Consider the following 21,854-nt stretch of genomic DNA (forward strand, 5'->3'; position numbering starts at 1 on the left):
TTTTTTTATTTTCTTTTTCTGCTGATCAAAAGCCCCGCAGCACCCGCTATCATCAATGCCGGCACTCCCCATAGCACAGCTGACCGGTAAGCCGACAATTCCTTTCTGCTGGTTAAAATGGCATCATCCTGCGGCGCCGGGCGACTTACCCTTACAGGAAACAGGCCATTGCTGAACCATCTAAAGATGCCACTAATAAATGAGAAATTATAGGCTTGCGGAATAGCATGATCACTCATAAAATCAGCGTCCCCGCTGATAAAGATCTTTTGCTCTTTGCCGGCCACTTTACGTTTGAGCAGAACGATTAACGGTTTGCTCCCTTTCTGATCGCCCTGTTCAGGCTGATAGGATACCGAAGACGAGGAAGGATCAAACCCATTCTTCTTATTCCAGCCCAGGGCGCTGCTTTGCAGCACCGTGTCGGCGGTGAAGTCGCTCCCCGTTAGCTCCAGCATAGCCGCAGAAGGCATAGCCACCGTGGCATTCATGTACATCAGCTGATCCAGGTATTCGTTATTTTCCGCAGCAATGCGGCCCTGGATAAGATCTGCAGGCGCATTTTTATCGGGGTTCACCATCATCCCCGGTGATAGCTGAACACCAAACCGGCTCAAAAAAGGATTGATCACCTCACGGTGCGAAGGTTCTGCTGTAATCAGCATATCACCTCCTGCATCTATATAACCGCGTATCCTGGCTGCAGCCTGGCTGCTGAATGGTTTGGCCGGATCTGCCAGTATCAGCAGGGTTGTGCCGGGAGGCACATCTGCTGCATCCAGGTTTACGCCCACCACATCAAAGCCCTGGTTGATCAGCGACTTCCTCGTTTTCCGGGCGCTGCTGAACAAATCATAACTCCTGTCTCCTTTTACACGGATACTACGTTCATCATCTCCCTCTATAAAAACTATTTTCTGATGTGGCACAACCAGCTTTTTTATAGCGGCGGTAATCTCCGCTTCCTCCGGGAACTGGTTCTGTTCATTATACAGCCGGAGAAAGCTTGTATGGCCCTGGTAGCTGAGCTGGCGGACAAAAGTATTTTCCTCCGGCGCCAGGTCGATGATCTGATGAATCTGATCAGGAGTTAAAAATTTGTCAAGATCCACTTCAAGATTATCCGCTACTTTTTCGGCCACCTGCCTGGTATTCAAACCGGTAATATTTCCCTGGTAAATCATATTGGGATTATTGGCAAGATCAGTAGCATCATAATAATACACATAGTTCATTTTGATACCGGGTATAAACCTGCGGAAATCCTCAAAGCGCGACAGGTCCGTATTTCGTGACACCGGCAACCCCGCGTATACATGCTGGTCCAGGAGATTTACATAAGTAGTGATCACCAGGGGGCCTTCAATTTGTTTGGCAACAGCCTGACTGGCCGGAGTCAGCGTTTGCGATTTTTGCGCGGTAACATCCCGGTACAGGATAGCAGCAGGTCTTGCACTTAAATATCCTGCCAGCAACACAAATGCCATGAGCGCCACATACCTGCCAGCCTGTATGGCAAAGGGTTTGGACTCACGGCTGGCTTTAAACCGCAAAATGGTGAGGCCCAGGAAAAGTAAAATAATCAGCAGGTAATAAATGACATCACGAGAGGTGATCAATCCGTTCAACATACTTTCTGTTCGTCCTGATAACGACAGGAAATAGGTAAGATCTCTTACAAAATCAATACTCTGACCAACCGTTCCAATATACTTCAGGGCCGCAAACACAGCAAGGGTGCTGATGGCGGCAACCACCTGGTAGCCTGTAAGGCTCGACATGAACAGGCCGATAGCCGCATAGGTGGCCGTTAACAGGAATAAAGACAATAACCCCGCGCCTATCAAACCGGTATCAGCATCTTTAATCACCCACACACCAATCAGGCAGTAAATACCCAGGATAGCCATCAGCATCAGCGCATAATAGATCATGGCCAGGTATTTACCCAAAATGATTTCGCTGATCTTTACCGGGGACGAGAGTAATAACTTGATGGACCCGCTGCTGATTTCACGGCTTATCAGTCCCATCGTAAGCAGCGGGATATATAAATAAAGATTTTGCAGCACTTTGTCGAACAGCCCGTTAGTAGCGGGAAAGAGGAGCTGCGTTAAATTATCCGCTTTCTCTCCCATCATAAACAATTCCTGAAAGCTGCCCAGCATTCCAAAAAAGCCCATCCCGGATTGTACCATAAAAATCACCAGCACCAGCCAGGCAACCGGGGAATAAAAAAGTATGCTAAGTTCCAGCTTAGCGATTTTAAATATTTTAATCATAACAGGTTCAGGAAGTTTTATTTGATAACTGTGCAAAAATTTCGTCCAGGCTGCTTTTCTCCAGCATAATTTCGGTAAGCTGCCAGTTATCATCAACGGCCAGTTGAATGATGGTAGAAGACACCAGGGAAGTTGTATCGAAATGCATCCGGAAACCACCGTCATTTAAGAGTTCCACACTGGTTATCCCGGGTATGGCCGCCATCCTTTCCATTGACGGCGGATTGTGCATATAAACGCGCAGGGAGTTAGGCAAAATGTAATTATTGAAAGCCTTCATCGTATCTGCAAATACCATTCTTCCTCCTTCAATCATGCGTACATCATCACAGGTGGCCTGCACTTCAGATAAAATATGAGACGAAAAAATAACGGCCCTTTCAGCGGCAATCTCTTTGATCAGCTTGCGTACTTCAAGGATCTGGTTAGGATCCAGCCCGTTTGTGGGCTCATCCAGTACTACCAGTTTGGGCCGGTGTATAATGCTTTGTGCGATCCCTACCCGCTGCCGGTAGCCGCCGCTGAGGTTCTTAATAAGCCGGGTGCGGAAATGGGCAACGCCGCATTTGTCCATAGCCGAAGCTACGGCCGCCTTTACCTGCCTTCGATCTATGTTGCGGAGGTAAGCGCAATACGTTAAGTATTCACCAACGGTTAAATCAAGGTGCAGCGGGGCGTTCTGAGGAAGGAAGCCTATTCTCATTTTAGCTTCTTCCGGATGTTTCCTGATATCGATGCCGTCTATCTGAACCGTACCTTCAGTTTGACTCAATACCCCGCACAGGATGTTCATTGTGGTGGATTTGCCGGCGCCATTGGAGCCAAGCAGGCCGAGTACGCCCAGCTGGCTGATTTCAAGATTAATATCCCGGATGGCCCAGTCCCGGCTGTATCTGTGAGACAGGTGTGATACTTTTACAATGCTGTTGTCCAATTTCTTACGATTAGCTTTTAAAAAGTGCTTTATATATCATAAGACAGGTTAGCAGACTATAAGTGGTATAGGCAGGTAAAAAATCTTTTCAGGCAGACCGTCAGCCACTAGTGCTTCAGCATCCAGAGCAGGTAAAGGTAAGGGAGGAAACCTATTTTTTTACGGAGATGTTTTAGCGCATTAGACATTTGTTTCTTCACGGTTTGCTCGGTAGTGCCCATGATTTCAGCGATCTGCTTATGGCTCAGGTGCTGTTTCCGGCTTAACTCAAACACTTCCCTTACTCTTGGCGGAAGTGTTGCAATTTCTTTCTCGATCACCTCCACCAGCATAGACTCGCGTACTTTATGATCAGTAATAGAAGTCCCGTTTTGGGAATAATCCCTGATAGAGTCAATATATTTTTGCTGGAGTTGCTTTCTCGCAAACAGGTTAAGGATATGATTCCTTACGCTGCTGTACAGGTAACCGGATAAGTTGCTCTCAATTTGTATGGCTTCTCTTTTTACCCAGAGATTAGAGAAAATCTCCTGGATCACATCCTGGGCTTCCACGTCGTTCCGGGTTTTGTTCCAGGCGTGGTGGTGCAGTATAAGTTTATACCTGTGATAAATTTCGGCAAAAGCATTCCGGTCTCCTTCCTTAAGTAATAAGACCAGATCAGGATCGGAATAATTGCTGTAATTAACCATATGCGTATAGACCAGTCCTGCAATTATAATAAATATATCGTAAACCCGGCTTGGTTTCCCGCAATAAAAGAACGGATTAATATAACGGGGACCCTGCCAGATGGCCGTCCCCGTTACATTTCCTGAAAATACCCCTGCTATTGTTTGATAAATTTGATCAACTCAGCATTGGTCTTATCTTTTTCTTCCACAAATGCAGCATGGCCACTTTTTTCAAAAGGTACCAGTGTGGAGTTCTTTATACCGGCCTTCATCTGCTCTGCCAATGCGTAAGACACGATGCTGTCCTGCGTGGCATGTAAGATGAGGGTGGGTATCTTTATTTTGGGCAGATCCGACCGCAGATCCTCGTCCCTGAGTGCAATAAGCGCCTGCTCAGTGGCGTATGGAGAAGACTGTGCCTCAATGCCTCCCAGCCAGTTGCCCAGGCCAGGTGTCAGCGAAGTTGGCGACAGGGTGAACTTTGCCGCTACCGCATCAAATAAGGCCGGGCGGTTGTTGTTATGTAACTCAATCCAGCTGGAAATCTGGTCTTTCGTAAACAACGGATAAGGATAGTCCGGTTTCTTTGTGTGACAGGGAGCTGCCGCGTCAAACAATACCAGTTTCTTCACATGTGCCGCATTGAATTTGGCCACATAGTGCAGTGATATCGCTCCACCCATTGAGTGCCCACCAAGAATGGCATCCTTAATGTTTAGCTTGTCGAGTACGGTTTTGATATCCGTTGCAAACTGATCATAGTTATACTTGCCATAAGGCTTATCGGACAAACCAAATCCCCGCAAAGTAATGCCAATAACCCGGTAGCCGGCTTTCACCAGGGCGTGGTACTGGTATTCCCAGCAGGCGTCGCTTAAAGGATATCCGTGAATGAGCACAACCGGCGTTCCCTCTCCAAGATCGGTAACATGCAATCTTACATTGGGCTCCACTTCAATATACTCGGCCCGGGCCGCAGGTTTATTCTGACCGGAACTAACGGTAACCACCAGCGAAAACGCGAGGGAAGTAACTACTGAGAAAAATAATTTCATGATATTTTTTTGAATTACCAGAGATGATTTCAACGGATTTACCGGAGAATAGAAGCCGCTATAATAACGTCAGCCACTTCTTCAGGATGGGTCATGAACAGCGTGTGACCGCCTTTCATTTCTACTACCGTGCTGCCTGCTCTTTTATACATGGTTCTTTCCAGAACCGGGTTGATCGTTCCATCGTCGGTTGGAAGAATAGCATAGGAAGGTTTGCTTTTCCATGCTGCGGCAGTTACTTTATCAACGAAAGCCGTTACGGTTAAAGGAATCTGCGAATCATACATGAAGTCTGATTTTTCCTTGCTTTGCCCAGTAGCAAATGTTTGGTTAAACTTGTCCTTATCCAGGTACACCAGCCCTTTTTCATCAGGAGGAAGAATACCATTCACTTCGAGGATCGGGGCCGACTGAACAAGCGCCAATGTTGATTCATCCACATCAGGAACAAAAGCAGCCACGTACACCAGGCTCACCACTTTGGGATGTACTCCCGCTTCGGTGATCACCGTACCGCCCCAGGAGTGACCTACCAGCACGGTGGGTCCATCCTGCCGGTCCAGGGCTACGTTGGTAGCCTGTACATCGTCTTTCAGGGTAGAGGTAGGATTTTGTACGAGGGTAACATTATATCCTTTTGATTTCAGGATGTTGTAAGCGGCTTCCCAGCCGGAAGCATCTGCAAAGGCGCCATGAACAATAACGATATTTTTCACAGAAGAAGCACTCATGTTATGATGTTATAAAGATGATTGAATGGATAAAAGGCGGCCAGTTACTTCAGCCCCAGGTATTTTTTGAGTTCTGCTGCGGCCTGAACAAAAAGTGATTTTGTTTGGGGAGTGTTAGCCAAAGCATTCAATAGTCCGAAATCATGGATCATTCCATTGTATCTAACGGTGGTTACCACTACACCGGCTTCATCAAGTTTGCGGCCATATGCCTCGCCGCCATCGCGGAGCACATCTGCTTCAGCCACCTGTATTAAAGCAGGAGGAAGTCCCTTTAACTGGTCGATAGTAGCGTTGAGCGGAGATGCGTACACCTGTTCGCGCTCCGCCTGATCGGTAGTGTACTGATTGTACATCCATTTCATTAAAGGCGTGGTGAGGAAGCGGTCCTGTCCAAATCGTTTATAGGTATCATGCTCAAAGCCGGCATCAACGATCGGCCAGAACAGCACCTGTACACGGATTTCAGGCCCTTTGTTTTCTTTGGCTTTGATGGCTGTTACAGCGGCCATATTGCCCCCCACGCTGTTGCCCACAACAGCCAGGCGGCTACCATCCACTCCAATTTCAGCTCCATGCTCCGCCACCCATTTGGTAGCTGCATAAATTTCATTAACCGCCTGGGGATAGCGCGCTTCAGGCGAAGGCGTGTAATTCACAAAAACACCTGCTGCCCCGGATAATACAACCAGGTCTCTCACCATTCTTTTATGCGTAGGATAATCGCCCAGTACCCAGCCGCCGCCATGAATGAAGAGAAAAACAGGGAGTTGCTCTTTGCTTCCCGCCGGCTTTACGATATTTAATTTGATCGAAAAACCACCGGCGCTGATGGTTTGCTCACTTTCTTCAATACCGGAATAGTCAACATCCACAGATGCCTGCGCATTGACTAACACCTGGCGGGCATCTTTTACAGAAAGGGTTTCCAATCCCGGCGCTCCCGGTACATTCAACACGCTTAAAAAAGCTTTGGTGTCTTTTGAAATGGCCGGATCATTTTCTACGGCAGGTACCTGCAGTGTAGGTTCTTTTGTATTCATAGTTTCTGATTTGTTTTGCTCAGGCAAGTCAAACCGTGTGCCCACCTTCAACTAACTAATAATCAAAAACTTATGAAATTATTTAATTTCAGAAAATACGACATGTCGTAATATTATGATACCGCTTCCTTGTCCGGCTCTATGAAATTCAGTAATTTCGGTCATGCAGAAAACCAATCACACTGGTCCAACAGGTATAGACGAAGGCAATCATGCGGACAAAAATGCCATCTTTGAAAATCAACTCATTCAAAAAGAAAACGAACAGGTAAGTTTGCTCTGCGTAGCAGGCAGAATCGCTGCTGTGCGCAGCCGCGCCGACCTCTGGAACATTATCAATAACGAAATACTGGATCTGTTTGGCAGCCAGTATTACACCTTATGCTTATTGTCTGAAGATGCAGACACGCACTATCCTTTTTTACATAGCCGGGATAAAAGACTGGAGAATGATAAGGTGGACAGTCCCATCATTCACCGCCAGCATCCTGTAAATGACGGGGTTTTCGACATCGCACTGTCGGCCGGGCAACCGGTGATCTTTCAACTGGCTGAACTCACCAAACAAAAAGATATCGCTCCCTATGTTCACTATTGGTTCAAACTCGGCATCAAAGAAATGATGCTGGTTAAAATCACAAATGCCAACCAGGACAGGGGCGTGTTATTTCTTTATTCAAACAAAGCAGGCGCATTTTCACCGGAAAAATTCAACCTGCTTTCCGGTGTGGCAGATCTTTTGGGAACAGGTATGTGCAATGTGCTGGCAAATGAAAAAATAGAACAACAGATCGAAGAAATAAACCGGTACCGGCAACAGCTGGAAGAAGAAAAGGCTTACCTGATAGAAGAACAATCGGGCAACCGTTTTTCCGGATTCATTGGTCATTCCCAGGAAATTCAGAAAACCTTTCGCCTGATTTCACAAGTGGCTCCTTCAGATGCTACCGTACTTTTACTCGGGGAAACCGGTACTGGAAAGGAACTGGTTGCCCGCGCCATACATGAGGCATCTCCCCGCCGGGGAAAGCTCATGATCAAAGTAAATTGCGCCGCCCTGCCCGCAAACCTGATCGAAAGTGAATTATTCGGACATGAGAAAGGAAGTTTTACCGGCGCAGCCGATCGCCGTATCGGGAAGTTTGAACTGGCCAATAACAGCACCTTGTTTCTTGATGAAATAGGAGAACTGCCGCCGGAACTCCAGGTGAAATTATTAAGGGCGTTGCAGGAAAAAGAAATAGAGCGTGTCGGCGGTGGAAAAACGATTAGTGTGAATGTAAGGATCATCGCAGCAACAAACAGAAACCTGGAAAAGGAAGTGTCGCAAAACCGCTTCCGGAGCGACTTATACTACAGACTAAATGTATTCCCTATTACCTTACCTCCATTGCGGAAACGTAAAGAAGATATTCCCGCACTCACCTCTTATTTTATAGAACGCTTCGCCAGGAATTCCGGGAAAAAAATTTCGGGCATCTCTCAAAAAGCGATGGCAAAATTAATTTCCTACGCCTGGCCGGGTAATATCCGTGAACTCGAACACCTGATAGAACGTGCGGTACTACTGACTAATAAAAGCATCATTAAAATGATCCAGCTGCCGGAACAAATTGGGGTTGATGGCGGCTCAAACGACAAAGCTTTTCAGATCCGGCCACTGGAAGAAATAGAACGGGAGTATATCCTGAAGGTGCTTAAAGTATGCAGGGGAAGGATTTCTGGCCCCAATGGCGCTGCTACAAAATTAAAGATGCCGGCCACCACCCTGATTTCAAAAATGCAGCGATTAGGGATCAAAAAAGAACATTTCGTTACCGGGAAAGATGATGAAGAAGCCTGAGGCTATTTACTTTTAAGATCAAGTTTACCGGAAGTATAAGCCCAGTAAATCCATAAGGCAACACATAGAAATAAAGCGGCAGTGGGTGCCACAAAGGAAAGAATAAAAGCCAGTGTATGCACCGGGATGCCGTACAGGTAATTTCTTTTTATGCGCTTAATACCTTCATCGGTTATTTCAGGTCTTAGTAGCTGCCGGTCCTGGCTCGCAATCCACCAAAGCAGGTTAAACGCCAGGTTAATGCATACAAATAAAGCGGTGTAGATGGCCACTGCAACATGAGCCGATGCGGTATGATAGTAACTGGAAAGTAATGCTGTAGGATAGGAAACGCAGGTGGCAAGGAATAAGATAAGCCCGTTGGCAAACATCAGCGGGGTATTACGCCGGTAGATCTGTTTGAAGATTTTGTGATGATTGACCCACATAATAAAAATACTGAAAAAAGACAGGCAGAAAGCCAGGAAAGAAGGCCATTGCGCCACCAGCTTTTTCAGAAGCGAATTTCCTCCCCCGGTTTCTTCTATCAACGGTACATGCAGTTCCAATACCAGTAAAGTGATGGCAATGGCGAAAACCCCATCACTGAAAGCTTCTATCCTCGTTGTTTCTTTTTCCATGTTGCAGGATTCAAAAAGTAATGCTATTTGTAACCGGATTCAATTCCATGTTTCTTCATTTTGGAATATACTGTCTGCGCAGGTAAGCCAAGTATTTCAGCAGCGCCATTAGCGCCAGAAACCCGGCCCTTGCATAGCTTTAACGCATTCATGATATGGTTTCGCTCCATCTGTTCCATTGTTTCAAAAGAAGTGGAGCCGGTATTTTTTTCGAGATGTACCGGCAGATCAAAATCGGTGATCTCATTGCTTATGGCCAAAATAACCTGCCGTTCAATGATATGTTCAAGTTCCCTGATATTGCCCGGCCAACGGTATTCCATCAGCGATTGCATGGCTTCCTTACTGATTTCAGGTACGGGTTTTCCCAACATCAGCGCAAACTTTTTGAGAAAATAGGCCACCAGCGAAGGGATGTCTTCCGTTCTTTCACGTAAAGGCGGCAGCTCTATAGGGAAAACATTCAGCCGGTAATAGAGGTCCAGCCGGAATTTTCCTTCGGCCACTTCCTTTTCAAGATTACGGTTTGTTGCCGCAATTACCCGCACATCAACCGGTACGGGCATATCGCCGCCGAGGCGCGGCACTTCCCTTTCCTGTAATACGCGCAGCAGTTTCATCTGTGCATCCAAAGGCAATTCGCCGATTTCATCCAGGAAGATAGTACCTCCGTTTGCCTGTTCAAACTTACCAATCCGTTTCTGATTAGCGCCGGTAAAGGCTCCCCGCTCATGACCAAATAGTTCCGACTCCAAAAGAGACAATGGCAACGCCGCACAATTCACCGTTACCAGGGGTTTATTTTTCCGGTTGGAAGCCCTGTGAACAGCCTGCGCAAACCTTTCCTTCCCTGTTCCGCTTTCTCCCAGCAGCAATACGGAGCTGTTACTGCGTGCCACAGCCCGGATTTTTTCAAGGGCTTTTTTCAATGCAGGGCCCTTGCCAATAATATCAGGGAAATTATTTTCATCATCGCTTACAACAGCCTGGTTGTTTTGAACAGCACTATGTTCTGCGCTATAACGGTACCGGGCAATGTCCAGCATCACCAGCAGGTCACGCTCACGGAATGGCTTCACCAGGAATCCATATGGCTGTGTTGTTTTCGCGGCTTCCAGCGTAGCCTGGTTTGTATTTGCGGAGATAAATAAAAATGGTTTTTTCTGCAGAAACAATTCTTTGGCCAGTTCAATCCCTGACACGGGTGTTTTCAACGTAATATCGAGCAGCACCCAATCGGGATCTTTCAGCGCAATCAGTTCCCGTGCCTGCTCAACAGAAGACGCAATGCCACACATGGTATAACCGGCTTTGGCCAGCATAATACGCAGATCGTTGGCAACGATAAACTCGTCTTCCACGATCAATATTTTTTCCTTTAAACTCATCCTGCGGACGTTTTAACTGTTATGGCCCCCAAGGTCCTGCATTGAAAGAATAACCTGATATTCACTCCCCTGCCGGCGGCAGAGGATATGTTAAAGCTGCCATCGAGCTGGCCGGAAAGTCCGTGCATCAGGCTCATTCCCAGCGACTGCGTGTGCTGCGGGTCCTGCTCCTGTGAAAAGCCGATGCCATCATCTGAAATCAGCAGCAGGCAACCCGCTTCGCCTGCGCTTTTCAGTGAAACACGAATGTTGCCCCGGTGATCTGCCGGAAATGCATATTTGATTGAGTTACTCACGGCCTCATTGATGATCAGCCCAATGGGCACCGCCTGAACGGCATCGAGCAACAATGGGTCTGTTTCTGTTGTGAAGGAAATCCTGTCTGTTTTCTCAAACGATTCTTTCATATATCCGATCAATTCCCCGATGTACCATTTCATATCAATCTTCCCCAGATTATCAACCTGGTAAAGCCGCTGATGAATCAGCGACATGGCGTACATGCGGTGCTGACTGTTGCGGATGGCGGTTATTGCGTCTACGTTATCAAGAAATTCAGATTGTGTATTGAGCAGGCTGATTACAATCTGCAGATTATTTTTAACGCGGTGATGTACTTCTTTCAACAGCCATTCCTTTTCTTCCACCACTTTTTTCAATACTTCATTCTGATCGTTTATTTCCTTTTGTTTGCCTTCCAGTTCCAGGTTGGAGCGTTTCTTCAGCCTGTAGCGGTTATACATTAACGCGGAGAAAAGCACCAGCATGGCAACGCCCGCGGCGAAAGCATTCCGGGATACTTTTTCGTTCTGCAGCAACACTTCCTGCAGCTCACTTTTCTGCGTAAGAAATTCTATATTTTTATCTTTCTGCCTCGTTTCAAACTGCAATTGCAGCATTGCCAGTTGTTTGGCCTGGGCAACACTGGTCAGGGAATCGGAAAGCACCTTATATTGTCTGAAATGGCTGATAGCTGAAGAAAGATTGCCCATCGCAGAATCCGTTCTGTACAACAGGTACTCGCCTTCTACCTGCCGTACCAGCGCCAATGGTACACTGTTGTTATAGTGGGTATAAGTCCTGAGATAGGGAATAGTTTCGGTAAAGCGGCCAACAGCCTGCAGGTAATAAACAATCGCCAGGCGCAAAAGCTGGCTGTTCCGGTCGGGCACCTGGTAGTGCTGATAGGCGCTTACCAGCTTTCTGAAGTGATGGTCCGCTTTGTCGAATTCCATGAGTGCTACATAGTCCTTCATGTAGATCATTGGTTCCAGCATCCGTTCCTTCTCATTGGCAAGCAGCCCGTATTGCGCACTGACAAACAATGTGTCAAGGCTTCTTCTGTACATGCCCTTATTGCGGCAGGCATCTGCAATATTGATAAGCATGTTTTTGATAGTCGGCGTATCCCGGTTGCTCCGGGCCAGCACCAGGGCTTTATTGAAATAATCAATTGCCTGATCATAATATTTGATGCTGTAATAATTCAGGCCAACACGGTTATATACGGTAGACATCAGTGGCCCTGTATCCTTCAGCTTCTCCCCGGCTTCTACCGCCAGCAAATTATACTGGAGTGATTGGGCGAAATTGTTTAGCTCATGATGAGTTTCCCCTATAAGTGAATAAATTCCCTGTAAGCGCGGAAAACCCGTTTGCCGGTACACGGCCAAAGCTCCGGTTAACACCTCCAGCGACTGTGTAAACTGTCCGTTCAGCTGTAACAGCTCTCCTACAAATTCATTGAGTTTTGCTGCAGAAAGACTGTCGCCCAGGCTTTGATAAATACCTATACCCTGCCTGTATAAGCTGATTTTTGTTGGAAGATCTTCTGTTGAATTGGAATAGGTACCTCCTAGCTCCAGTATCGCCTGTGCCTTTAACGCGGGCGTGCCGTAAGCGCTTAAAAGACGGACCGCTTCTTCACTTACCTTTCTCCCCTCCGCCGCACGTCCGGATTCCCGGTAGGCTTTTGCCAGTAGTAGTTTACTGAGCCCAAGTCCCACCGGGTATTTTAGTTCATTACTTAATGTTTCCATTTGACCGGCGATATGAAAAGCCATTTTCATATCGGAGTCCAGTGATTCCGGTCTGTCCAGGAACGACTCTCCCATCTTCATCCATGCTGTGATGGTAGATGTATCTCCTTTACTGCCCTGCACCAACCGGCCTATTCTTTCGGGGCCGGCTGATTGTGCGCCTGCCATTACCGGGAGTATCACTGCCAGTCCGATGGCCATCCATATCCATATTTTTCCCGGAACACCTTTCCTCATTGCTCAAATTTACGCGCCATCGCTTCCCCCTGCAAATAACAAACAACAATTGCCACGCCCGGCAGCAGAATGGCACTGAGGCCCAGCCATTTAGCCATGATGGCGCCTATTACACAACCGGCTAAAAATCCACCGATGGTAAACAACTGGCCCTGGAAATCCTTCCATGCCAATGCATCGCCACTCCGGCCTTTCCGGATCAGGCTTCCCAGATCCAGTGATGCCTGGGTAACATTCCCGGTCATCATAGTGGTTGGTCCGTGTGTTTCTTTCGCAAATAATTTTCCAAAAGCGTTTTGCAACCCCATCGCGGCCACGGTAGTCATTACAATTGAATAGGTCATTACTTTTTCTTCCCCTCCCGTTAACATGGGCAGCAAGATAGCGCCAATTCCGCAAATCACCAGTATAATGCCCTCTGCGAGGAGTATTTTGTACTTTCTCTGCGTTTTCTCAACCACCCAGCCACCGGCCATTACAGCGAGTACAAACACGGGGAATGTTACTAATTTTATCCACGAATCCATGTTATCGCCGCCCGCAGCAATCTGCGCAGCAAACACAATAAAATTCCCGGTTACGTGTGCAGAAAAAATACTATCCCCCGATACAAAGGTGGCTGTATCACAAAAGCCCGCTACCCATGCGAGTAAAAATGTTACCCAGTTGATATTGTGTGTAGCTTCTGTCATGTTTTAATTTTGTGATGTTTAAATCCTTTTTGATCAGCAGCGCCTACTCAAGGTGCGCTCTGAGCATCCAGGCCATTTTTTCATGCTTTTCCATTAACCCGGTGATGTAGTCACTGGTTCCGGCATCATGAAATGCGGTTACATACCCGTCTATATTCTCCCGCAGGTGGATCAATATACTTTCATGATCCGCCAGCAGTTCTTTGATATGCCCGGTCGCATCATTTTTTTCTCTCGACTGCTCCGTAAGGTGTGTCAGACTTAAAAATTCCTTCAGGGTGGCCGGTGGGAAATGGCCTAAAGACCGGATCCTTTCTGCCACATCATCCACAATTTCTTCCATCTGCCCGTACTGGGATTCAAAAAACAGGTGCTTACTGTGAAAATCCGGTCCTGTTACACACCAATGTGCTTTGAGCGTTTTGGTATAGAGAACGAATTCATCTGCCATAATTTTTCCCAGTGAATGGGCTACGCCGGAAAGGTGTTCCGGTTTAATGCCAATGCGTGTGATCATTTTTTTTAATTAAATAGTTGAAGCAATAAAAAGTTATCCAAAGAATAAGTACCGGCGCCCAGCGCCAGTAAAAAAAGTAAAGAGAGTGTGTACATATAGGGTACATCACGCACTTCCAGGTTGTCGTTACGGTGTACCACAAAGTAACCGATGGCAGTAACCCCAATTGTTGGCAGGATCACCAACCGGGTGCCAATGCCGAGCATCAACAGGAAAGGCACCACGGTATCTGAAAATGTGGCCACCAATGCGTTGAGTTTCTCCGGTAAGTGGAGCGAGTTAGGCACATGCTCTTTTTGCCCGTTCACTACGCGAAACTTTTTCATGCCGTGTACCCTGAACAGCTCCAGCGCCAGCAGGCAGCGAAACACCAGTATGGCGGCATTATTCCAGGTGCTGCCCAGGTCGGAGTAAAGAATGGATATGATAATATCGTTCATAGTATGCGCGTTAAAATGCAAAACAGGAGCAACCAAACGCGCCCCAGAATGCGGTGTAATTATTAACCGGGATGTTGCTTTTACGGGCAATATCATGATGATGGCCGTGAACATCACAACTGCCTTTGCAGCTATGTACCCCGGCAGCCGCCACTGTTTCAGCACCTGATGCTTTAGTAACAATGGCTGCATCTTTATAGTAACCCGGGTAGTTTTTTACGGGCGACCAATCAGGCAAAACTGGTATCGTTGGCGGAGCATGCGTGGCAAAATCATCTTTGGCGTATACAATCTTCCCACCAACAATGGTAAGGATAGACTCAATGGATTTAATCTCTTCATCGGCTACTTCAAAAAAGTCGCTGTCCAGTACAGCCAGGTCGGCAAACTGTCCCACCGTGATACTGCCTTTCTTTTGCTGCTCCCCGGAAAACCATGCGCTCCCCTTTGTATACAGTTCCAGTGCCGTTTCCCGGCTCAGTTTATTGGCGTCGCCATACAGTTGCAGGCCGCCCAGGGTTTTACCCGCTGTGAGCCAATACAAGGCCACCCAGGGGTTATAGCTGCTCACCCGCGTGGCATCCGTGCCTGCGCCCACCGGTACGCCTGCCTGAAGCATTTGTTTAACAGGTGGGGTATGTGCAGCTGCGGCGGCTCCATAACGATCCGTAAAGTATTCGCCCTGGAAAGCCATCCGGCTCTGAATGGCAATGCCGCCGCCAAGTTCCCTTACCCGTTCGATGTTGCGCTCATCAATGGTTTCAGCATGATCGAAGATCCAGGGGAGCCCATCGAAAGGAATCTCGCGGTTTATCTTCTCAAATACATTTAAAAACCGGGTGATGCTTTCGTTATACGTGGCGTGCAAACGGAAAGGCCAGCGTTTTTCAACCAGCAACCTCACTACCCGTTCCAGCTCCTCTTCCATCGTATCAGCCAGCTCCGGCCGCGGCTGAAGAAAATCTTCAAAGTCGGCGGCAGAAAACACCAGCATTTCACCGGCGCCGTTATGACGGTACATGTCGTCTCCCTGGTGAAGGGTTACGGAGTTGGTCCAGTTTTCAAAATCTTCGCGTTCCTGTTTGGGCCTTTGTGTGAACAGGTTGTAGGCAATACGAACGGTCAGTTGCTTTTTCTCATTCAGGTCACTGATAACTTTATAGTCGTCGGGGAAATTCTGAAAGCCACCACCAGCATCTATCACACTGGTGATACCAAAGCGGTTTAACTCCGTCATGAAGTGCCGCGTGGAATTTACCTGGTGTTCGTACGATAGCCGCGGTCCTTTGGCGAGTGTGGAATACAGGATCAGGGCATTGGGTGTTGCAATCAGCAGCCCGGTGGGATTACCTTTCGCATCTTTCTCCAACCTGCTTCCCGGCGGCGCCGGCGTATCTTTTGTAAATCCAACTGCGCGCAACGCCGCACGGTTTAACAATGCCCTGTCGTACAGGTGCATGATAAACACCGGCGTATCCGGCGCTATGTCATTAATCTCATCCAGGGTGGGCATTCTTTTTTCCGCGAACTGAAATTCCGTCCATCCTCCTACCACTCTTACCCATTGCGGTGACGGCGTTAGCGCAACCTGTACTTTCAGCATCCGCAGTGCATCTGCCAGGGAAGGAACGCCATCCCATCTTAATTCAAGATTATAGTTTAGTCCGCCCCGGATTAAATGAATATGTGAATCATTCAATCCCGGGATCACCCTTTTGTTTTCCAGGTTAATCAGTACTGTGTCCTGGTCCTGGAACCCGTTCAGCACTGTAGCGTCATCTCCAACAGCTATGAATTTACCTTCTTTGATAGCCACTGCTGTTGCCGCAGGCTGGTGCCGGTCTACGGTATGGACCTTACCGTTATAAAGAATTAAATCGGCCTTTTTCATCGTCGTCTGTTTTAGTTATGAAATGAAGCAATGGCTTCTTTGATTCCTTCGCCGGCTGTGACGAAAAATGCGGGGCCTGCAAGCAGTATTACTTTGGTTATTTTTTTGGGGGCCGCTAAATTATTTTTATGGAGATAAAGCTGCGTTCTGTATGCTTCAATGATGCCTTTAGTGACATTACCCGCAACCAGGGCGGTGGGAGAATCGATGCCGCCATCTTTGATATCGCTGGCAAAAGAAAAACTGCTTACGCCCAAATTCAGTGCTTCACGCGTGGCTACACTTGCCACTGAGGTCATAAGGTCCGGGGTAAAATTATTGCGGTTGCCCAGGCCGATCAGTAATAACCGGGGCGCTTTCAGCGCGCCTTTGGCGGGGGTAATCAATATGGTTTCCAGCGCATGCCCGGCAAACTTCCCGGTTTTGCGCAGTTCTGTAATTTGTCCGTGCAGCGCCTCGTCGAGATGCACCATGCCATTCAGTGCTGCCGGCAATGCAGGTGGATTAAAAATATCTCCTTCCGTGTACTCAAATACACAGGCCACCTGCAAAGGGGATTCGGCGGCTGAGGGACCCTGTACCAGCCCTTCAATGGCGATGCCGTCTACTTTCCCCCAGATCTTTGAAGTGCCCACCGGCGTCGTTTTCACGGTGGTATCTGCGGTTACAGCCTGTTGGGCATAACCGGCAGTTCCCAGCAGCAACATAAACAGTACCGGCAACAGGCTTCTTATTTTTATGGCCCGCAAAACACGATTGTTCTTATAGTTTCTCATGATGAATAGTTTTTTTTCCTGTTAAAATTTGAACGCAACCCTGGTGTTAATGAATAAACCGTCCTTATGATCTTTGATCAGATCATCTATAAAAGCGCCTGTCTTAAAATATTGTACACCGGCATTCAGTGAGATAAACCTGTTCAGCGTGTATACTGCACTTGCCAGGTAAGCGGTGCCGATATATCTTTTTTTAGAAGATGAACCTGCGAGGTTAAAATTGCCGCTGGGGCGATATACGCCATCCTGCAGGGAGTAACGCCAGTTGAACACCACATCTGCCTGCAACACCAGCCGGGAGCCCGGATTGACCGTGGCGTAAGGATGGATATCAATGAGATTTACGGGTCCTATCTGCGGACTAAATCCAAAATATCCACCTTTGGGATACAGCGGGTTAAAGGTTCCCAGTTTGCCATCTCCTTTGTTGTTGTCGCCGGAGATGTAGTCATTGCGCAAATTGATTGTTGGCCTGGCTTTTAGAGATTCAAACATATAACCGATATCTGCGGATGCGGTCCAGGCGTTGATATCGGCAGTGCCAAACTTCCCGAACTGCCAGGCCGCCTCAAAGTTGTAAATGAAACCACCGCCGTATTTCCAAAGCCTGGTGCCCAGTGTATGTCTTACTTCCTTTGCAGCCCCTTCTTCAAAAACTGCGAGATCCCTCCGGATGCCCAGGTAATAAATATCGAGGTTACCTGCCCGGGGGAAAATGCGTTTGGCATATAGTCCCCACAGGTTCACCTGTTTGCTGGTCTTGTTGTCGAATGCGCCAGTGTTCACCGTGTCGGCCGCCATTGCGAATGCGTCTGCGGTAAAACCGGCGGCAGCATACATCAGTTTAAGACCATCAAAGTAAAGCCGCAGGTTGGGTCCTTCACGGACAGAGATCAGCCGCCCGCTGCCATAGTCCAGCTCCTGGCGGCCGGCGCGGACAGTGAGACTTTTTTCATTCTGTTTATACAACTGCGCATCGATAAAGAAGTTCTGGATATTCAGGTGATCTTCATCAATAGGCCTGGGACCGTTCTTACGACCTCCTTCCCAGGCGCTTCGCAGCTGCGTGAACACCCGGATCTTTTCTCCAAAGTGAACATCGGCATGAAGGTCGTAGCGCTGCAATAAGAAATTATTGTGGCCTATTCCCAGCCGTCCCCAATCTTCATTATGAAAATCAACATATTCCAACCTCGCCGATCCGCCAAAAGAAACGTACACGTTACTTTTAGCAGAGAGTGAGGTATACTTTATCTTATGATAAAAAGTAGAAGCAGAATCACGCAGGTAGGCATAATTCTCATCAAAACGCATCAGTTTAAACGATTGCGCATAACCTGCATGGCCGATCAGCAAGAGCATGATCAGCATCGCTGACTTTTGCAATAAATAGAAATTGGAAACTCGCAAAGCTGGTAAAGGATTTTACAGAGATGAATTAGTGTTTGAGCATGTGGTGGGCATAATGAATGCCGATGCCGTAAGAGCCACCATACTTTTTCATCAGATCAGTAACTGCTACATAAGTTTCTTGTCTTGCCCAATCCCTTTGTAATTCCAGCAGGTATTGAATGGAGGTAATAGGTTTAACACCTGCATGTACCATGCGTTGTACGGACCGCTCATGCGCTTCGGGGCTAACATCGCCACAGGCATCGGTAATAACATATACTGTGTAACCTTCTTCTATAGCCGACAGCGCAGGGCCTACGATACAAACGCCTGTCCAAAGGCCCGCAAGTACCAGTTTCTTTTTTCCGGTGCCGGTGATGGCTTTATACGCGGCTTCATCTTCCCAGGTATTCATGGAGGTACGGTCAATATATCCTGAAGTAGCCTGTGGGTAAAATTCTTCTATCTCAGGAAATACCGGGCCTGAAAAACTCTCTTCAGCCACTGTTGTTACAATCGTAGGGATATTAAAGATTTTGGAAGCGCCTGCAACAATAGCGGTGTTGGTTCGTAGTTCGCTGAGCGGAATGCTTTTGGTAGCAAAAGCCATCTGGCCTTCAAAATCAATTAATACTAACGCATGGTTTTCCGGAGATAATAGATTGGGAGATGGTTTCATAAATTAAATAGTTTTGCGCCCGGTAAGACAACAAAAGTGCCATCTCATAAATAACTCATAATCAATATTATAAGCACATCTATTTAATTAAAAATATACGACATATCGTAAATTTATGATCGTACATAAATACAGGGGAAAGAAGTATTTCTGTTCACCGCGCATTCAATATCTTCTCCAAATCATCCTTAAAGTTTCTCCCGATAGGAACCTGGTGTCCGTTCAGCACAATGCGGTTCCTTTCAAGGCGCACGATCTTCTGAACAGATACAATGAAGGATTTATGCACCCGGATAAAACGGCGCTGAGGAAAAATATTGAGCATCGCTTTAATAGAACCTTTCAGCAGGATCTTTCCTGCATGCGTATAAATGATGGCATAATCCTTTAAGCCCTGGATATGCGTAACGTCGTTAAACTCCAGCTTTATACGTTGTACGCCGCTTTTAACAAAAATAAAATCGGTATTACCACCCGTGGGAATATCTTCAATATTTGTACTCTGCGATTTCAACGCCAGGAACTCCCTGATCTTTGTAATGGCCTGATGGAAACGGTTAAAAGACACCGGTTTTAATAAGAAGTCAATGACCCCAAGTTCATATCCTTCAAAAGCATAGTTGCGGTAGGCGGTGGTAAAAACAGTGAGTGGTGGATTTGATAAGGCTTTGAGGAATTCAATGCCGGTCATTTCAGGCATCTCAATGTCCAGTAACAATACATCCGCGGGATGGTTTTCCAGGTGACGCAATGCCTCGCCCGCGTTAGTGAACAGAAACACGGAAGCCACATCGTCCAGCCTTTTCAGGTGGCCGTCCAGTACTTCCAGCGCAAGCGGCTCATCATCTACAATAACAAACTTCAGCATGATGTTCTATTATAATTCAATTACCAGTTTGGCCTGAAAAGTATGCTTTCTATCTTCCAACTCAAACTGATACCTGCCCGGATAAAGCAGTTCCAGTCGTTTTCGTAAATTATCAAGTCCTATCCCACCTTTACTTTTACGGCTCCCTGAAAGCGGTTTGGAGTTCTCTATAATAACTCTTAATACTTTCTCCTTCAGTACAATGTCTGCCCTCAACCAACTATTCTCCACCTGTTTGCTAACCCCGTGTTTGAATGCGTTTTCCACTAAAGGCAATAACAGCAACGGCGCAATTTCATGTCCATTCAGTTCGCCGTTAATATTTAATACGATAGTGGCATCGGCATTAAATCTTAGCCGCTCCAGTTCCATGTAATTGTTGAGATACGTAACTTCTTTCTCTAACAATACCTTTGTATCGGTACTGTCGTACAACATATACTCCATCATCTCTGACAACTTCAATACCACATCCGGCGCCAGCGCTGATTGCTTAAGCGTTAGCGCATACAGGTTGTTTAATGCGTTAAATAAGAAATGCGGATTTACCTGGGCACGGAGAAAATTCACTTCTGCATGCAGTTTCTCTACAGTGATCTTCTGAATGAGGAGCTGTTGCCCGTACCAGTCCATACTTAATTTAAGCGCCAGCATTAAACCGATATACCACAACGTGCTGAAAAAATTGTACGACAAAGCTTCCATTAAATCACTGTTGCGCATCGGGCCTATTACGTAACCATACAGGTAATAATCAAACAGGCTTTGGGCGATCAGGTAAACTATCACAGAAACGATAAGCGACGTAAAATAGGCAACATAGCGTTTCTTTAACAGGTATCGCGGTAAGAAGTAGTGCAGGTTAAGATAAGCGATTACCATGAGCAGCAATATTCTCACCGATACACAGGCTGCAAAATACGGCATGCTGGCTTTGTAGATGAGATACCTTTTCTCATAGATGAAGAACCCGGTAACCAGGATCCAATAAGCACTATGTGCCAGGGCATACTTTAGTGAAACGCTGCGTTTCGAAAACGGCAGCGTTATCTGTTTATCCAGCAACTCCATTTTCATATATCATTCATCATAAAAGAAACTAAAAGCGTTAATCCTACAAAATAATATCGACAAACGGCGTAAATAGTAGAGGAAGATAATAATAAAACCGGGGACGTTCATCATAGCGCTCATTCATCTACTATTTTGTTTACTGGTCTACTATTTTTCTGCGCCCCTTCCTTTTCTCTTAATATTGTTATCAGAGATCCGTTAAACATCTTTCACCTAAAACTTTATATTATGAAACGTACAACATTTATCCGGCTATTTACGCTGATGGCGTTAGCCTTTACCGTATTCAGTTTCACCACAAAGGTAGGACTGGATAGTTACGAGATCTATCTCAACAACAAACTCATCCTGAAACAATCAGTGAACCAGCCGCTGAGTTTAAGAGTACTACAACTAAGTCAGGCAAGTTCCCGCGATCAGCTGCGTATCAATTATAAGCATTGCGGTTCACCCGTAACGGGTACAGACAGGAGTATTGTATTGAAAGATGAGAAAGGAAATACACTGAAGAAATGGACGTTTGCCAATGCCACCGGGTCTGATGTAAGTATGACGATACCAGTGAAAGAATTGTTGCAGCTGGAAAAGAGTAATGCAGATCATAATCTAAGTCTTCATTACGCCGCACGGGAGCTTCCAAAAGGAGAAACGCTGGCATTTCTTCATCTTAAATAAAAGG

General features: G+C 46.7%; 20 protein-coding genes. 2 read left to right on the forward strand and 18 right to left on the reverse strand.

The window, feature by feature from the left end; genetic code table 11:
- Nucleotides 1-5: 5 nt before the first annotated feature.
- From B5Z18_RS02805 to B5Z18_RS02830, 6 genes are all read right to left on the reverse strand, one after another.
- Complete coding sequence (locus B5Z18_RS02805; RefSeq protein WP_079467872.1) at nucleotides 6-2,282, reverse strand: Gldg family protein; 2,277 nt, start codon at nucleotides 2,280-2,282, stop codon at nucleotides 6-8.
- A 7-nt stretch (nucleotides 2,283-2,289) separates the two neighbouring features.
- Nucleotides 2,290-3,216, reverse strand: coding sequence for an ABC transporter ATP-binding protein (locus B5Z18_RS02810; RefSeq protein ID WP_079467873.1), 927 nt, complete (start codon nucleotides 3,214-3,216; stop codon nucleotides 2,290-2,292).
- 107 nt (nucleotides 3,217-3,323) lie between these two features.
- The gene (locus B5Z18_RS02815) at nucleotides 3,324-3,908 is read right to left on the reverse strand and encodes an RNA polymerase sigma factor (RefSeq protein WP_079467874.1); all 585 of its coding nucleotides are present in this window, start codon (nucleotides 3,906-3,908) and stop codon (nucleotides 3,324-3,326) included.
- Between the two features lie 137 nt (nucleotides 3,909-4,045).
- Nucleotides 4,046-4,945 carry an alpha/beta fold hydrolase gene (locus tag B5Z18_RS02820; protein WP_079467875.1) on the reverse strand — a complete coding sequence of 300 codons (900 nt, stop codon included), beginning with the start codon at nucleotides 4,943-4,945 and terminating at the stop codon, nucleotides 4,046-4,048.
- Nucleotides 4,946-4,983: 38 nt separating this feature from the next.
- On the reverse strand, nucleotides 4,984-5,676 hold the full coding sequence (locus tag B5Z18_RS02825) for an alpha/beta hydrolase (protein ID WP_079467876.1): 693 nt from the start codon (nucleotides 5,674-5,676) through the stop codon (nucleotides 4,984-4,986).
- 44 nt (nucleotides 5,677-5,720) lie between these two features.
- The gene (locus tag B5Z18_RS02830) at nucleotides 5,721-6,719 is read right to left on the reverse strand and encodes an alpha/beta hydrolase (protein WP_079467877.1); all 999 of its coding nucleotides are present in this window, start codon (nucleotides 6,717-6,719) and stop codon (nucleotides 5,721-5,723) included.
- Between the two features lie 163 nt (nucleotides 6,720-6,882).
- Between B5Z18_RS02830 and B5Z18_RS02835 the strand changes: the two genes are divergently transcribed.
- Nucleotides 6,883-8,562, forward strand: a complete 1,680-nt coding sequence (locus tag B5Z18_RS02835; RefSeq protein WP_079467878.1) for a sigma-54-dependent Fis family transcriptional regulator — start codon at nucleotides 6,883-6,885, stop codon at nucleotides 8,560-8,562.
- A gap of 2 nt (nucleotides 8,563-8,564) precedes the next feature.
- On the opposite strand, the gene B5Z18_RS02840 is transcribed toward B5Z18_RS02835, so the two are convergent.
- The 12 genes from B5Z18_RS02840 to B5Z18_RS02895 all read right to left on the reverse strand — a co-directional run bounded on the left by B5Z18_RS02840 (nucleotide 8,565) and on the right by B5Z18_RS02895 (nucleotide 21,178).
- On the reverse strand, nucleotides 8,565-9,182 hold the full coding sequence (locus B5Z18_RS02840) for a TMEM175 family protein (protein ID WP_079467879.1): 618 nt from the start codon (nucleotides 9,180-9,182) through the stop codon (nucleotides 8,565-8,567).
- A gap of 23 nt (nucleotides 9,183-9,205) precedes the next feature.
- Nucleotides 9,206-10,570 carry a sigma-54-dependent transcriptional regulator gene (locus B5Z18_RS02845; RefSeq protein WP_079467880.1) on the reverse strand — a complete coding sequence of 455 codons (1,365 nt, stop codon included), beginning with the start codon at nucleotides 10,568-10,570 and terminating at the stop codon, nucleotides 9,206-9,208.
- On the reverse strand, nucleotides 10,567-12,846 hold the full coding sequence (locus B5Z18_RS02850) for a histidine kinase dimerization/phosphoacceptor domain -containing protein (protein ID WP_079467881.1): 2,280 nt from the start codon (nucleotides 12,844-12,846) through the stop codon (nucleotides 10,567-10,569). Before B5Z18_RS02850 ends, B5Z18_RS02845 begins: the two co-directional genes overlap by 4 nt.
- A complete protein-coding gene (locus B5Z18_RS02855) occupies nucleotides 12,843-13,538 on the reverse strand; it encodes a YoaK family protein (RefSeq protein ID WP_079467882.1) in 696 nt (231 codons plus the stop codon). The genes B5Z18_RS02850 and B5Z18_RS02855 overlap by 4 nt, the downstream gene beginning before the upstream one ends.
- 43 nt (nucleotides 13,539-13,581) lie before the next feature.
- Complete coding sequence (locus B5Z18_RS02860; RefSeq protein ID WP_079467883.1) at nucleotides 13,582-14,055, reverse strand: Dps family protein; 474 nt, start codon at nucleotides 14,053-14,055, stop codon at nucleotides 13,582-13,584.
- Nucleotides 14,056-14,060: 5 nt separating this feature from the next.
- The gene (locus B5Z18_RS02865; RefSeq protein ID WP_079467884.1) at nucleotides 14,061-14,495 is read right to left on the reverse strand and encodes a DoxX family protein; all 435 of its coding nucleotides are present in this window, start codon (nucleotides 14,493-14,495) and stop codon (nucleotides 14,061-14,063) included.
- 10 nt (nucleotides 14,496-14,505) lie between these two features.
- Nucleotides 14,506-16,386 carry an amidohydrolase gene (locus B5Z18_RS02870; RefSeq protein ID WP_079467885.1) on the reverse strand — a complete coding sequence of 627 codons (1,881 nt, stop codon included), beginning with the start codon at nucleotides 16,384-16,386 and terminating at the stop codon, nucleotides 14,506-14,508.
- Between the two features lie 11 nt (nucleotides 16,387-16,397).
- Nucleotides 16,398-17,162: a M17 family peptidase N-terminal domain-containing protein gene (locus tag B5Z18_RS02875; RefSeq protein WP_235015864.1), complete on the reverse strand. Its 765-nt coding sequence runs from the start codon at nucleotides 17,160-17,162 to the stop codon at nucleotides 16,398-16,400.
- Nucleotides 17,163-17,183: 21 nt separating this feature from the next.
- A complete protein-coding gene (locus B5Z18_RS02880) occupies nucleotides 17,184-18,533 on the reverse strand; it encodes an alginate export family protein (RefSeq protein ID WP_079467886.1) in 1,350 nt (449 codons plus the stop codon).
- A 67-nt stretch (nucleotides 18,534-18,600) separates the two neighbouring features.
- A complete protein-coding gene (locus tag B5Z18_RS02885) occupies nucleotides 18,601-19,233 on the reverse strand; it encodes a hydrolase (protein ID WP_079467887.1) in 633 nt (210 codons plus the stop codon).
- A 154-nt stretch (nucleotides 19,234-19,387) separates the two neighbouring features.
- Nucleotides 19,388-20,101: a LytR/AlgR family response regulator transcription factor gene (locus B5Z18_RS02890; protein ID WP_079467888.1), complete on the reverse strand. Its 714-nt coding sequence runs from the start codon at nucleotides 20,099-20,101 to the stop codon at nucleotides 19,388-19,390.
- A 9-nt stretch (nucleotides 20,102-20,110) separates the two neighbouring features.
- The gene (locus tag B5Z18_RS02895) at nucleotides 20,111-21,178 is read right to left on the reverse strand and encodes a sensor histidine kinase (RefSeq protein ID WP_079467889.1); all 1,068 of its coding nucleotides are present in this window, start codon (nucleotides 21,176-21,178) and stop codon (nucleotides 20,111-20,113) included.
- A 225-nt stretch (nucleotides 21,179-21,403) separates the two neighbouring features.
- Here B5Z18_RS02895 and B5Z18_RS02900 point away from each other — a divergent pair, with 225 nt between their 5' ends.
- Nucleotides 21,404-21,850 (forward strand): hypothetical protein, encoded by a 447-nt coding sequence (locus B5Z18_RS02900; RefSeq protein ID WP_079467890.1) that lies wholly within the window; start codon nucleotides 21,404-21,406, stop codon nucleotides 21,848-21,850.
- Nucleotides 21,851-21,854 lie beyond the last annotated feature (4 nt).

It is taken from the genome of Chitinophaga ginsengisegetis, assembly GCF_900168065.1.
GTDB classification, from domain to species: domain Bacteria; phylum Bacteroidota; class Bacteroidia; order Chitinophagales; family Chitinophagaceae; genus Chitinophaga; species Chitinophaga ginsengisegetis.